This is a genomic window from Sutterella wadsworthensis 2_1_59BFAA (genome assembly GCF_000297775.1).
Lineage (GTDB): Bacteria > Pseudomonadota > Gammaproteobacteria > Burkholderiales > Burkholderiaceae_F > Sutterella > Sutterella wadsworthensis_A.
The window spans coordinates 70145-82972 of sequence record NZ_JH815519.1 but is presented as its reverse complement, the minus strand read 5'-3'; the positions used below and the strand labels follow the sequence as shown (position 1 = coordinate 82972).

The 12828-nt window shown below is 60.5% G+C and carries 11 protein-coding genes and 3 pseudogenes; 7 read left to right on the top strand and 7 right to left on the bottom strand.

Features of this window, described 5'->3' with window-relative positions; translation table 11 throughout:
• Positions 1-911 precede the first annotated feature (911 nt).
• Positions 912-1289, bottom strand: a pseudogene (locus HMPREF9465_RS14060) (transposase); the annotation flags it as partial.
• Between the two features lie 59 nt (positions 1290-1348).
• Between HMPREF9465_RS14060 and HMPREF9465_RS09530 the strand changes: the two are divergent.
• Positions 1349-1546, top strand: a complete 198-nt coding sequence (locus HMPREF9465_RS09530; protein WP_005436397.1) for a hypothetical protein — start codon at positions 1349-1351, stop codon at positions 1544-1546.
• On the opposite strand, the pseudogene HMPREF9465_RS09525 reads toward HMPREF9465_RS09530, so the two are convergent.
• The 4 genes and pseudogenes from HMPREF9465_RS09525 to HMPREF9465_RS13770 form a co-directional block, all read right to left on the bottom strand.
• Positions 1543-1960: pseudogene (locus HMPREF9465_RS09525) on the bottom strand (type II 3-dehydroquinate dehydratase). The gene HMPREF9465_RS09530 and the pseudogene HMPREF9465_RS09525 sit on opposite strands and share 4 nt — an antisense overlap.
• Positions 1842-2279 carry a chorismate synthase gene (locus HMPREF9465_RS13775; protein WP_231289380.1) on the bottom strand — a complete coding sequence of 146 codons (438 nt, stop codon included), beginning with the start codon at positions 2277-2279 and terminating at the stop codon, positions 1842-1844. The pseudogene HMPREF9465_RS09525 and the gene HMPREF9465_RS13775 overlap by 119 nt, the downstream one beginning before the upstream one ends.
• Positions 2280-2281: 2 nt before the next feature.
• Positions 2282-3538, bottom strand: coding sequence for a 3-phosphoshikimate 1-carboxyvinyltransferase (gene aroA, locus HMPREF9465_RS09515; RefSeq protein WP_005436395.1), 1257 nt, complete (start codon positions 3536-3538; stop codon positions 2282-2284).
• 2 nt (positions 3539-3540) lie between these two features.
• Positions 3541-4178 (bottom strand): annotated as a pseudogene (locus HMPREF9465_RS13770) (3-dehydroquinate synthase).
• Between HMPREF9465_RS13770 and HMPREF9465_RS12885 the strand changes: the two are divergent.
• The 5 genes from HMPREF9465_RS12885 to HMPREF9465_RS09485 all read left to right on the top strand — a co-directional run bounded on the left by HMPREF9465_RS12885 (position 4177) and on the right by HMPREF9465_RS09485 (position 9227).
• Positions 4177-4659, top strand: a complete 483-nt coding sequence (locus HMPREF9465_RS12885) for a hypothetical protein (RefSeq protein WP_005436391.1) — start codon at positions 4177-4179, stop codon at positions 4657-4659. The pseudogene HMPREF9465_RS13770 and the gene HMPREF9465_RS12885 overlap by 2 nt on opposite strands.
• Before the next feature lie 282 nt (positions 4660-4941).
• Positions 4942-5178 carry a hypothetical protein gene (locus tag HMPREF9465_RS09500; RefSeq protein WP_005436389.1) on the top strand — a complete coding sequence of 79 codons (237 nt, stop codon included), beginning with the start codon at positions 4942-4944 and terminating at the stop codon, positions 5176-5178.
• A gap of 4 nt (positions 5179-5182) precedes the next feature.
• Positions 5183-6676, top strand: a complete 1494-nt coding sequence (locus tag HMPREF9465_RS09495) for a sodium:solute symporter family protein (RefSeq protein WP_005436383.1) — start codon at positions 5183-5185, stop codon at positions 6674-6676.
• 93 nt (positions 6677-6769) lie between these two features.
• Positions 6770-7549, top strand: a complete 780-nt coding sequence (locus HMPREF9465_RS09490) for a creatininase family protein (protein ID WP_005436372.1) — start codon at positions 6770-6772, stop codon at positions 7547-7549.
• 4 nt (positions 7550-7553) lie between these two features.
• The gene (locus HMPREF9465_RS09485) at positions 7554-9227 is read left to right on the top strand and encodes a M28 family peptidase (protein WP_005436369.1); all 1674 of its coding nucleotides are present in this window, start codon (positions 7554-7556) and stop codon (positions 9225-9227) included.
• A gap of 128 nt (positions 9228-9355) precedes the next feature.
• Here the strand turns inward: HMPREF9465_RS09485 and HMPREF9465_RS09480 are convergent, their stop codons facing one another.
• Positions 9356-10174, bottom strand: a complete 819-nt coding sequence (locus HMPREF9465_RS09480; protein WP_005436367.1) for a ZIP family metal transporter — start codon at positions 10172-10174, stop codon at positions 9356-9358.
• A gap of 214 nt (positions 10175-10388) precedes the next feature.
• On the opposite strand from HMPREF9465_RS09480, the gene HMPREF9465_RS09475 reads away from it, so the two are divergent.
• Entirely contained in the window at positions 10389-10886 is a 498-nt protein-coding gene (locus HMPREF9465_RS09475) for a MarR family winged helix-turn-helix transcriptional regulator (RefSeq protein WP_005436365.1), read from the top strand.
• Positions 10887-11004: 118 nt separating this feature from the next.
• Here HMPREF9465_RS09475 and HMPREF9465_RS09470 read toward each other — a convergent pair whose 3' ends face one another.
• Positions 11005-12324, bottom strand: coding sequence for an IS200/IS605 family accessory protein TnpB-related protein (locus tag HMPREF9465_RS09470; protein WP_005436363.1), 1320 nt, complete (start codon positions 12322-12324; stop codon positions 11005-11007).
• Between the last annotated feature and the right edge of the window lie 504 nt (positions 12325-12828).

Here is a 12828-nt window from a genome sequence, read left to right as displayed (position 1 = left end):
TACGTACGGCCTCGGAGAAGGCTTCGGCTCCTAGGGGGCGGCCCGATGCTCGAAGCTCGGAAACGTACTGCTCGATGTGGCTATCGAGGGGGTTGGTGGACTTCTTACGAGAATTGCGTTTGGTGTTCGTGTTCATTGGATGCACCCGTTTGGCGGGCTCCGATTATCCCATGGACACAAAATTTCTGACGCTCTCGCGGAGTTCTGGCATTTCCGCCTGTCAAGCCCTATTTCAAGACACATGGGGCAACGTAAGAGAACGATGCTTTCGACGAGTCGCAAGAGCGTCCGCGTCCTATCGTAGGACTGGAATCGCTAATGGTTGGGAGAAAACGCGATGTAGGTCTTGGTCCCGCTTTTGGTGAGGATCCCATCAACCTCGCGGATTGGAGAAGGGCGGACTGTTGTGACAGGAAGGGGGAGTCTTTTCGTTGGGGGGCCAATCTGGCAAGAGCCGGTTTTAGCTGTCTCGCCTCCAAAATCTCGGACTGGTTGGCTGTGTCCTTATGTCTTGAGGGGCGCGGCAAGGTGAGGTTGTGGGCGGAATCTTCGGACGTGATCGTCTTGGCGGCACCATGCTGACGAATTGTTTGGTCATGGGTAGGGTTGCTGGACTCGGAACCACCACGAACCCATATCCAAAATCCTAGAGGAGTGTCCCTGAAGCCCTAGGGAAGCTCTTCAAAACCCCCATCTTTGAGCGATGGGGGAAGTAGTTTTGTTTAAATTGAGGACTCCAGACCAGACGCTGAAAAGCGTCGAAAGTTCCCATGAACGTTAGGCGTTCGATTTTTCCGAATGCTGATGAAATAACTCGATATTGGCCTGCAAATTAGGCAAATTCCATCTTCAAGAGTCAGCTCGCCCCTATGGCGCTCGAGACGAAGCGCGAACCAGAGTCTCAGGGTTGATCAGCAAGGCAGCTTTGGCGGAGCACACCATTTGCGCAAGCGGTAGCAGTTGTATAGTGCAAACAACGTTTGCGCTCGACTGTGATTTTTCGCCAATCCGCGATAACGAACCTTGGCATAGCCATAAATCCTCTTCAGCCAGAGGAAGCTCCACTCAATCGAGCATCGCACCGATGCTTTCGCATGCTCCAAATGCCGTCTTACGTTCACGCATTCGACGAGCGCTTGACCAAGTTCGCCTCCGAAATTCTCACTGATTGATAATTCCTTCTTCCATGCACTCGGCTTGGCTGCGATGTACCAGGACACATCCTTGAAAGGAATCGCCTGAATTTCAGTGCGCTTGGCGCAACCGATGTAGCCGGAATCAAGGAAGACGGAAGGAAGCGGAACAACTCTCCCGAGACGAGGAGTGCGGTAAGGTAGAGCGCGACAGAATGGCCGGCGCCGCGGCCTGGCTCAAGAAAATGAGCCTGCGCCAGTTCCTGGGTTGGTTCGATTGCGTCGAGACCGTCACCGTCCGGAACAAGCGTGCCAAGTCCCGTTGGTCTACCGAAAGCACGACGAGGGATCGACTGGTGCTTCAGATGCTGAAGGAAAATATGGCGAGATCCGAAGTCAAGGCTAACCCTTAAAGGCAGGGAAATGAGTTAGTGTGTATTTCTCTGCTTTTAGGTTCTCTTGCAAGCCATTCGATGCCCTCCCGGTAGCCGTCGATGCCGTGGCCGATGATCGTGTGCTTCGCAGCGAGCGACACGTAGGAGTGGTGTCTGAAGGCCTCGCGGGTGGAGACGTCGGAGATGTGCACCTCCACCGTCGGAATTGCGGTCGCCTTGAGGGCGTCGAGAATTGCGACGCTCGTGTGCGTGTAGGCGGCGGGGTTCATCACGATGCCGTCGACGCCGCTGGATGCGGTCGACGATGGCGCCCTCATGGTTGGACTGGAAAAGCTCGCATGAGGCGCCGGCATCGGCGCACCAGGTCTCGAGTATTCCGCACAGGTCCTTGTAGGTTGTGCTGCCGTAGATGGCCGGTTCGCGAATGCCCAGAAAATTGATGTTGGGGCCGTTGATGATCAGAAGTTTCACGACTTTTCTCCGATGATCTGCTGAACTGCGTCCTCAACCGTCGGCTTGTGATGATGCGATGGGCAAGGGCGCGGAAAATCGGTTCCCGCTCGGGCCTGTCGGCTTCCCTTCGCTGCGTCGTCATGCGGTTCTGCTCTGGCGCCCTTCTGGCCATGAAGGCCTCGAGCTCGACCGCATCGACGGCTTCGCCCGCAGGCAGCCCGTCGATCGTCACGCCGATGGCGGCCGCATGGCTCTGGCCGAAGACGACCGTCCGGATGTTCCTGCCGAAATAGGGCATGATCAGTCCTCCTGAAAGACCAGTCCGCCGAGGCGGGCAAAGTCGTCGAAAAAGTCGGGATACGATTTGCGAACGGCCTGTGCGCCCCTGATGACGACGGGTGTGCAGGTGCGAGCACCCGCGACGGCTGCGGACATCACGATGCGGTGGTCTCTCGTGCCGTCGCATGCGCCTCCCCGAAGCGCCGTGCGTCCGCGCACGACGAGTCCGTCGGGAATTTCCTCGACGTCCGCGCCGAGGTCCTCCAGAAGCTGCCGGGTCGTCGCTAGACGGTCGCTCTCCTTGATGCGCAGGCGTCCCGCGTTGATGAAGCGGGTCTCGCCCTCGGCGAAGGCCGCCACGACCGAGAGAACCGGGACGAGGTCGGGGATCTGGGGCGCGTTGACTGTCATGCCGCGAAGCGCGCCGGGGCGCACCGTCACGGCGTCTTCCGTCATGGAAACCTCCGCGCCGAAGGCCTCAAGAAGCTTCACGACCGCCCGGTCCCCCTGGCGGGAGTCTGCACGAAGCCCCGTCAGCGTGACGCCCCTGCCCAGAGCGCCCGCGCAGAGCCAGAAGGCGCTGTTCGACCAGTCGCCTTCGACTTCGGCGGCGCCGGGGCTTCTCAGCCGCTCGAGCCCCTCGACGGTGAACCTGCGCCCGTCTTCGCTTCGCGTGATTCTCGCGCCGAAGAGCGCGAGTACGTCGAGCGTCATGTCGATGTAGGGCGCGGACTCGATCCGCCCCGTGAGCGTCAGCGTGCTCGTGCCCGGCACGACCGACAGCGCGAAGAGCAGGCCGCCGATGAACTGCGACGAAACGTCGGCCGCGATGGCGTAGTCGCCCGCCGGGAGGCGTCCTTTGGTTTTGAGCGGAAATACGCCCTGCGGCGAGAGTTCGATGCCGTGGTCGCGGAGTTCCTCGTAGAGCGGGATGAGAGGCCGCTCGGGCAGCCTTCCGTGCCCGGTGATGCTCGCGTCGAGCCCGAGCGCGCAGGCAACGGGCAGAATGAATCGCTCGATCGTCCCTGATTCGCCGCAGTACGCGGGCTGCGTCGAGACGGGCTCGACGATGAATCCGTCATCCGTGCGCTCGACGCTGGCGCCCATGGCCTTGAGGACCCGGGAGGCGGTAAGAATGTCTTCGGAAACGGTTGCGCAGCGCACCGTCGTCGGACGATCGGCCAGCGCGGCGGCGATCAGCAGGCGGTGTGCATAGGACTTGGATGAGATGGCGGGGATTTTGCCCGAAAGGAAGCCCTTCTGGATGGTGGCGATCATGATCAGGGATTGAGTCCGAGTTGGATGAGGTCGCGAAGCTTTTCAAAGAAGGTTCTTTCCGTGCGGCACCGCCCGAAGGCCTCGGGCAGGATAAGCGTGATGGCGCTCCCCGCCGATTTCTTGTCCGATCGGGCCGCCTCGAGAAGCGCCTCTGCATCGTATGGACACAGGCCAGTGAGCCCGAACTTTTCGAGCAGGTGCTCGAGGACGGGCAGGGCCTGCGGGTCGCAGAGCCCGGCGCGCACGCAGCCGCGGAAGATGACGGCCATGCCGATGCCGACCGCGCGTCCGTGGGTGACGCCGTAGTCCGTCACGGGTTCGACCGCGTGCCCGACGGTGTGTCCGAGGTTGAGGAGCGCACGCCGCCCTCGAACTCGTCCTCCGAGACGATGTCGCGCTTGATCTCGACGCAGGTCGAAATGATGTCCGCCAGCACCTCTTCGGTGACGGGGCCTTCGAGCGTCGGGAGAAGGCCGTCGGCCCTGAGCGCCGCATACTTGATGACTTTGGCCCAGCCGCAGGACATTTCCGCTTCGGGCAGAGTCTCGAGGCAGCTCGGGGCGCAGACCGCGAGCACGGGCTGATGAAAGGCGCCCATGAGGTTTTTGCCGCACTCGAGATTGACGGCTGTTCGAGGCATGGAAGAGGAGCCGTATCTGAGAGAGGTGTTTGTCGGCATCACGAGGGCTAAAACACGCCTGCGGATTCATCATGGACCGGGGGCGTTTCTGCCGCATGCCCAGCTTGCCGGCCTTGCGTTCGTCGAGTGTTCTGACGAGACTCGTCTCTGGCCGCCCGCTGAAGTGCTGCAGATGTCGTTGGGACACGACGGCCTGTTTTTGGACTACTTCATTTCTCGACAGAGGCTGATCGAGAAGCTTCACAGCGGTCAAAAACTGATTCCGCGCGATTTCGAGCTCTTTTGCCGGACTGAAGGCGGCGGCGAGGCATCGGTGGCGCGGTTTTCGAAAAAAGCGCGCGAGGACATCGCCTCGATTCTGGCTGGAGGATATGTCATGAGTGAAGCCTCGGTACGCGTCATGGTCTATTGGCGCAAAAAGGACAGCGATGCGGATACTTTGATTTTGTTGCCCGACCTGGTGTTCAGGCGGCGGGAATGACAGGTCATCCCGGGCGACGCCTGCACCAGTCTCTCCGCGCACATTCGCATGGATCCTGCGCCGATGAGGGTCGATACCGTGCCCGCCTCTTTCGGAAGGCGGCCGCCGGCCCCGCCGTCAAGCCTTCGGAATGCCTGAACGGCAATTCAGTTCGGCAGACAAAGGGAAAGTCCCAACGTGCAAAAGTCGCCTTGACAGCACGGCAATGAAAAGGTGCGGGCATAATGTGCAATGCGACCCCGCAATGCCGAGAGGCGTATAAATCGAAGGAGATCCCCTCAGATGAACGCATTTGACAACGCTTTTGAGAGGAAATGGACGGTCATTTTCCTCTTGGAATTCTTTTTCATCATGATGCCCTTTCCATGGTTCTACGACCTGGAGTACACGCCGTGGCTCTTCGGCGTGCCGCGATTCATCTACTGCTGGCTGGCCTACGGGCTGCTGGTGATAGGAACGATTGCTCTCTGGTGGCGCAGCTGCATGAAGCGTCCCGAATACCAGGAATACGAGGACTAGCATCATGCCGTATCAAGTTGAAACATCCACCGTTCCCTTTCTGATCGTCACGATCAGCTATCTCGCGGTCTTGGGCTTCATCGGCTGGTGGGGCAACCGCCAAAACCGAAATCTGCAGGATTTCTTCACGATGTCGGGCTCGGCTGGCGCCGTGCTTTCAGGCCTTGCCTATTTCTCGACGCAGTATTCGATGTCGACCTTCATGGGCGTGCCGGGCTCGATCTACCATGTAGGCTATGCAGGCATGAGCGTCTCGGTGCCAGGCATCGCCTTTTCGATGGTCATTCCGGCGCTTCTCGTCGGCCGCAGGCTCATCAAGCTCGGCCATCGCTACAAGATGCTCACGATGGCCGACTATCTTGCCGACCGTTATGAGTCGACCGCCATCCGCGGCCTGCTCGCCATCCTGATGCTCATCTTCCTCGTGCCCATGATGGGCGCGCAGACGATCGGTGCGGGCGTGATCTTCACGACCTACACGGGCGCTCCGCAGTGGGTCGGCATCGTCGTGATGGGCGTCACCGTCATCCTCTACTGCATGGCGGGCGGCATCCGCTCGGTCATGATGACCGACGTCATTCAGGGCGTGCTGATGGTGGTCACGGCCGTGACGACCTTCTTCGTCTCGCTCAAGCTCGGCGGCGGCCTCGAGACCATCAACGCCAAGCTCGCGTCCGTGGACCCGAACTACCTGAAGTTCCCTGGCCACAACAACTCCTATCCCTGGCAGAACTATGCGTCCATGATCGTCATGTGGTCCTTCTTCTGCATCGGTCAGCCGCACCTCTTCACGAAGTTCTTCACGATGAAGAACTACGGTACGATGTTCAAGGCCGTCCTCCTCGGCACGCTCGGCATGTGGTTCTCCGCAAGCTTCATCGAGTGGTGCGGCGTGACGGGCGCGGCCAGCTTCCCCGGCATCCCGGGCAAGGAAAGCGACTTCATCGTGCCGCTCATTCTCCAGGAAGGCCTGCCGTCCATCGTCTCCGCACTGATGGTCGCCGGCATCTTCTCGGCCGGCATGTCGACGATCAGCTCGCTGCTCCTCACCTCCACGTCCGCCGTTTCGCGCGACCTCTATCAGCGCATTCTCAAGCGCGATGCCACCGACGAAGACACGCTCAAGATGTCCCGCGTCGTGACCGTGGTGCTCGGCATCATCGCGATCGGCATCGGCATTTTGAAGCCGGGTTCGATCTTCACGATCATTCTCTTTGCGTTCGGGGGGCTGGGCATCTGGGCCGCGCCCATCATCTGCGGCATGTATTGGAAGCGCACGACGACCACGGGCGTCTTCGCGTCCGTGATCATCGGCGAAGCGTTCTACTTCCTGCTTCTCACCGAGTTCAAGTCGCTCTCCATGGGCTTCAATCCGCTCATCGTCGCCTGGCTCGTCACCATGATGATCCTCATCGGCGTGAGCCTCTTCACGAAGCCCGTGTCGGCTGAAACCATCCGCCGCCACTTCGACGATCTGGACAAGCCCGTCAAGGCGTAATTCAAGCTCAAGCGACTGAGAATTACGGTGCGCCGAGCCGGCTTTCCCGCAGGGGAGGGCCGGTGGCGCGCCTTCTGATAAAGGATAAACATCATGCAGCTTGCACATCTCAACTGGCAGGAGGCCGAAAAGGTTCTTGCCGATCCTGAAACTCTCGTCGTCATTCCCGTCGGTTCGACCGAACAGCACGGCTCCGTAGGCCCGCTCGGCACCGACTGGCTCATCCCGCAGGAGCTCTGCCGCCGTCTCGACGGTCGCATGGAAAAGCTCCTCATCGCGCCCGTCATTCCGTTTGGCGTCGCGACGCATCACATCAACTTCCCCGGCACGATCGACCTTGGCCTTGAAACGATGATCAAGGTGATGGGTGCCGTCTTCGAATCTCTCTACAGGCACGGCGCAAGGCGTTTCGCGGTCATCAACGGCCACGGAGGCAACGATCCCGCGATCGAAAAGGCCGCGCTCGAGATGTATCGCAGGGGCTCCCAGGTGACGCTCGTCAACTGGTGGGGCATTGCGCCCAAGCTCAATCCGGACTGGCCCACGGGCCACGGCGACGCTCAGGAGGCTGCGGCCGTCATGGCCTTCGCGCCCGAGCTCGTCAAGTCCGAATGGCTCGTCGACAACGTCGTCACGCCGCCTTCCGCGGACTTCAAGCAGCTCCACATCAACACGGTTCTCTTTGAGGGCGCGCCCGTCAAGGTGATTCGCGAAATCCGCGACACCGTCAACACGGGCGGTCTCGGCGGTCTTGAATCCAAGTTCGCCACGCGCGAATGGGGCGTCGCCATGATGGACGGCGTTACCGACTGGATGGTCCGCTATCTCGAGGCCTTCCGCAGGATCGACCTGCCGAAGAAGCATTGGGACTGACCTTATGGCTTACGAAGACATTCTTGCCGCCGTGGATGCAGTGCGGCTCATGGATAGCGTTCGCGCGATCTGCACGGGCGAACGTCTTTCAAACGAGGCGGAAGTCCGTTCCTTCGACGTTCTGGAAAAGCTCTTCACGGACGCGGGTTGCCGCGTGACGCGCGAGGCGCTTCCAGGCTACGTCAGCACGCCCGAAGGCGCAGCCTTCGAAGCGGGCGGCATTGCTTATGAAGTACTCACTCACCCCATGACGCCTTCCGCAGATGGCCTCGAGGCGGATCTTGTCTACGTCCCGGTCGACCGAACCGGGTCGGCATCCGCCGAAGAGGTCTCCGGCAGGATCGTTCTCACGGACGGTCTGGCAATGGAGCCCGTCGTGCGCGCCCTTGAGGACAGGGGCGCCGCAGGCGTCGTCTTCATCACGGGCGAGGAGATCCACAACATGATCGTCTCGCGCGTCTGGGGCTCGCCCACGCCCGAAACCCTGCACGACTATGTCGGCATTCCCGTCGCAAGCCTCTCCTTTGGGGACGGCTCTCGCCTCAGGGCCCGCCTCTCCGAGGCGGGCGGCACGCTGCCCGCAAGGCTTTCGACCCGCGTCGAAAGCCGCTGGACGGAAATTCCCGTCATCACGGCCGAGATCCGCGGCGCGGACGAGGACTTCGTAATGGTGACGGGACACGTCGACAGCTGGGGGCTCGGCGCCCTTGACAACGCCTCGGGCAACGCCTGCGCCGTCGAGCTCGCGCGCATCCTCGCGCCGCTCGCCTCCGACATGCGCCGAAGCGTGCGCTTCGTCCTCTGGTCGGGGCACTCCCACGGACGCTACGCAGGCTCGACCGCCTGGTGCGACGCGCACTTCGAGGAGCTCGAAAGGCACTGTCTTCTCAACGTCAATTCGGACTGCCTCGGCGGGCACGGCGCAACGGTCATGACCGAGTCGCCCGCCATGGCCTCGACGCGAGGCCTCGCGCGCACGGCGCTGCGCGAGGCGGCCGGCGTCACGGACTGGCGCGGCTGCCGTTTTTCGCGCAGCTGCGACCAAAGCTTCTGGGGCGCAGGCGTGCCCTCGATCTTCTCTCAGGTCTCCGAGCAGCCGCCCTTTGAGGGCGCCGCCGCGGACGCCTTTGGCAAGATGTTCGGCAGCGGCAGGACGGGCGGTTTCGGCGCCTGGTGGCACACGAGGACCGACACGCCCGACAAGCTCGACCCGGAAAACCTCGCCCGAGACGTGCGCGTCTTCGCGAGCGTGCTCGCGCATGCGCTCTTTGACGAAAGACTGCCCGTCGATGCGGCGGCCGAGGTGCTCGAACTCAGGGACGAGCTCAAGGCGTGGCAGGAAAAGGCGGGCGACTCGCTCGACCTCTCCGAGGTCCTTGCGCGACTCGATCTTCTTGCTGAGGCTCTCAAGGCTGCGGCCCGCTCGGACGATCCGAAGCGCTTCGAAAAGCGTTCCCGCAGGGTGCTCTCCGAGATCATCCCGCTCGCCTATGTCGAGGGCTCGGTCTACTCCCATGACGAGGCACTGCGCGCGCCGCCCGTGCCGATGCTGAGACTCGTCGACGAACTTGCGACACTCTCCGGGCACGAGAGAAACGCCGCCCTCGTCAGTCTTCGCCGTGTCGTGAACCGCCTCAAGGCGGGCGCCGCACGGGCGCTTGATGTCGCTCGGGCCTGACGGCGGCAAGTGCGGACCTGAAGGCAGGATGGATTGCTGACGCATGCGCTGCAGCCCGTCTTTTGTTTGAACTGTCCCCACCCATGCGAAGCATGGGTGGGGGCAAGCGGGCTGAAAAGGCGAAGGACTCAGCCGAGCGCCGTGTCGAGCGTCATCATCAGGATGAAGCCCGTGATCACGGCGAGCGTGCCCGCATCGGAATGCTTAGAGAGATGCGCGGCGGGAATGAGTTCCTCCACCACCACGTAGAGCATGGCGCCTGCTGCAAAGGCCAGCATGAAGGGCATGGCTGGCATCACGGTCTGGAGTACCAGCACGACGAGAAGGCCGAAGACTGGCTCGACGATTCCCGAGAAGGCGCCAAAGAGAAAGGCGCGCATTCTGCTCATGCCTTGTCCTGCAAGCGGAAGCGAGACGGCGGCGCCTTCGGGAATGTTCTGGATGCCGATGCCGAGCGCAAGCGCGAGTGCAGAGGAGAGCTCGGCGGGCTCGCCCGAGAGGGCGGCGGAGCCCGCGACGAGGCCCACCGAACCGCCTTCAGGCACGTTGTGCAGCGTGATCGCAATGAAGAGCAGCATCGCTCGGTGCATCGAGGTCTTCGGCCCCTCGGGCCGGGCGGCGCCCGGGTGCAGGTGCGGAAGCGCCGTGTCGAGGAGTTTCAGGAAGAGCGCGCCCGCCGCCACGCCCGAACCCGCCGCAAGCCATGGCGTGCCGCCCTGTGCCTGCGCCATCTCCTGCGCGGGAATGATCAGGCTCCAGACTGACGCCGCAATCATGATGCCCGCGGCAAAGCCGAGCGAGAGCGTTTCGGCGAGCTCCGCGCCGCGACCTCGCCCGTTCCCCGGCTTCATGAAGAAGACGGCCGCGGCCCCCGCTGCCGTGCAGAGAAAGGTGAAGCCCGTCGCAAGGGTGGTCTGGGCGAGCGCGTTGAGAAGTTCTGACGTCATGGGCTTTCGGATCGAATTGAGTGAGAATGATTCTCAAGTATAGAGCCTTGCGGGACTGCGTGCGCATTTTGAGCGGTCCCTTTTTGCAAATCGTTTCAGGAGACGGCTTCCGAGCCGAGCCATCGTAAAATTCCTCTTCATTGCGGGTGCAGACAGCCTATAAATTGCTGGCTAACAAATGGCGTCCGCCGTCACGATACGAGGATTTGACTACATGACCAAGCGACTCATGCCGACTCGCGAGAACCTGCGCAGGGTGCACAGGGGCGCCGCGATGAGCGAAGAGGACATTGCGGGCGTCGAACTGATGCTTTACCTGATCCGAGCTGCCGACGTGGTGCGCGAATCGGTCTATTCGGGCCTCCGGGAGCGGGAGCTTTCCGAAGGGAAGTTCGCGCTTCTGATGACGCTCTTCGATGCGGACGGCCCCGTGCCTGTCGTTGAGCTGGCCAAGCGCATCGGCGTCTCCGCTCCGACCACCTCCGTCATGGTGACCCGCATGCTGCAGGCCGAGAACCCCCTCATCGCCAAGGTCCAGTCGAAGGCCGACGCCCGTTGCTGGCTCATCGAACTCACCGACGAGGGCAGGGCGCTCATCACGGCCGAGCTTCCCGCGCATACCGCCAGAGTGGCCGACTTCGCGAAATGCCTGTCGGGCGATGAGTGCGAGCAGATGATCGACATGCTCAAGAAGCTCGTCGCCGACGATTGATGCCGGAGCCTGCCGTGTGAATCCTCCCCGACCAATTATTAATTGGACGGGGCTTCCCTGCCTTTTACCGGCAAGGACTGCCTGAGCACAGATAGCGGGCAAACTCAGAAATCTGCGCTCACATGGAGCGCAGCTCCGCGTTAACCCGAATTAGAGTGTCCAGGGTGCGTGTGATCCTCTTGGCACATGACGGAACTTTAGCCGCAATGCACCGCCATCTCGTTGCCGAAATGGACTCCTCGTACTCCCTGAGGAAGTACCGAGCTCCGATGTTGTACGAAGCTGACAGGTCGCACGAATAGCGCTTCCCCGTCTGGAACGTACACATGCTGTAGTTGTCCGTGTCTCTCGTAATGTCACCGGTTCCGTCAAAGGCCAGCTTCGATGTATTCCAAGAACACACGCGACGAATGCGGGTACCGCAACGATGTGCCTGGTGCTCCACGATCTGCTGGACATACTTGGCACGCCAGTGATGAAGCCGCTGACGCTTGGAGCCACGTTTGCGCCCGGCGAGATCGAGGTGTTCCATGACGATGACGTCGACCTTGAACTCGTTTGCAACCGTCATGATGAAGCCTGCCGTCTTGACGGCGATGTCCTTGTTGCCACCCTTTGCTCTCGCCCAAAGCCTCGGCATGCGTTTTGCGCCGTTGCTTTGAGCTTTCCTGATGCGCCGCAAGGCACGTTCCAAAGAGTCTTGCTCTACCGGCAGCTTCTTAAAACGTCTGCCGATGATAGTGCCCTTTGAATCCATGACCGAGCACACGCATGCATTGTTGATCCCAAGATCAACGCCCAGGACGCGCTGCGTGTCAAGAGACACCTTATCCAGAATAACCTTCTCCTCAAAGGAGAAGTCCAGATACCATTTCTTCCCGCGCTTTCTCAATGCCGGCGACAATTCGTTGCGGGCAGCGCAATGAAGTGCAATGTAATCAACATCGTGCTTGTCGAGCTCGACATCAACCCAGTCCCAAGTATTGCGAATGCGAACTTTGAGTTTCACGCTGTTGCGTCCGGCTCTGATGAACGTATTGTCGCGGTACATGACCGGAAAGCTTCTGCCGGCCTTCGGCAGACCGGGCTGCCGGCCCTTTTGCCCCGGCTTCGCTATCCATTGAGCCAGACGCGTTTGATACGACGACACCTGCCCGTATGCAGCCTTGATGGCGACTCGGCGAAGGTAGCTCGGAAATTTCTCGAAGTCGTGGCAGAAGTTGTAAGGCGTCATCGGACGCTTGATCGTACGAACGCTCAGACCGTCGGCAACACGAATGCAATCGTTGGCATGACTGAGATTGGCGAAGTGAGTATTCCAATTCGCCATCACGAGTTCGATGAAGTAATCCACGGCGTGGCGATACACCTCAACCGTGTCGTCAAAGACGAGGTTGAAGTTGCGCAAACGCACGGAGTAAGTGGACGTGATCTTCATCGTTGCATGGCGATGGGTTGGCGAGAATACTCCGTATGGTATCAAGCATCACACAATCTGACGCAATTAATCGACAATTCTATGAGCTCAAGCAAAAGTGCTGCATCAGAATCGCAAAATGATCCTGTGATTTTGCGCTCCTTTTACTACTCACCCCTGTGCGACAGGGAATTTAAGAACTTATCCACTGGATCATCTTGAATAACTTGAGATTGACTGACTTCGTCAGCCCCGCTTGACCCCACCCAGGTGTGCCACATGGATGGGGAATGCGCGGGGAATCCGTTCAAGACCGTCGATTCCGGCGGTCTTTCTTTTGGTTCATCTCGGAAGTCCGTGGAACGCGGCCTTGACTTTTAAGAAAAAGTCTGGTCGGCTCCCTCCAAGAAAAAAAGTAGCGCTCACTCCCAATTTCAGGCAGATTCAAGTTACTAGAGAAGAACCGCGAAAAAAGGATGAGCGCTATGACCAATATTGTAGGGCAACTTTTCAAATCTCTCGATC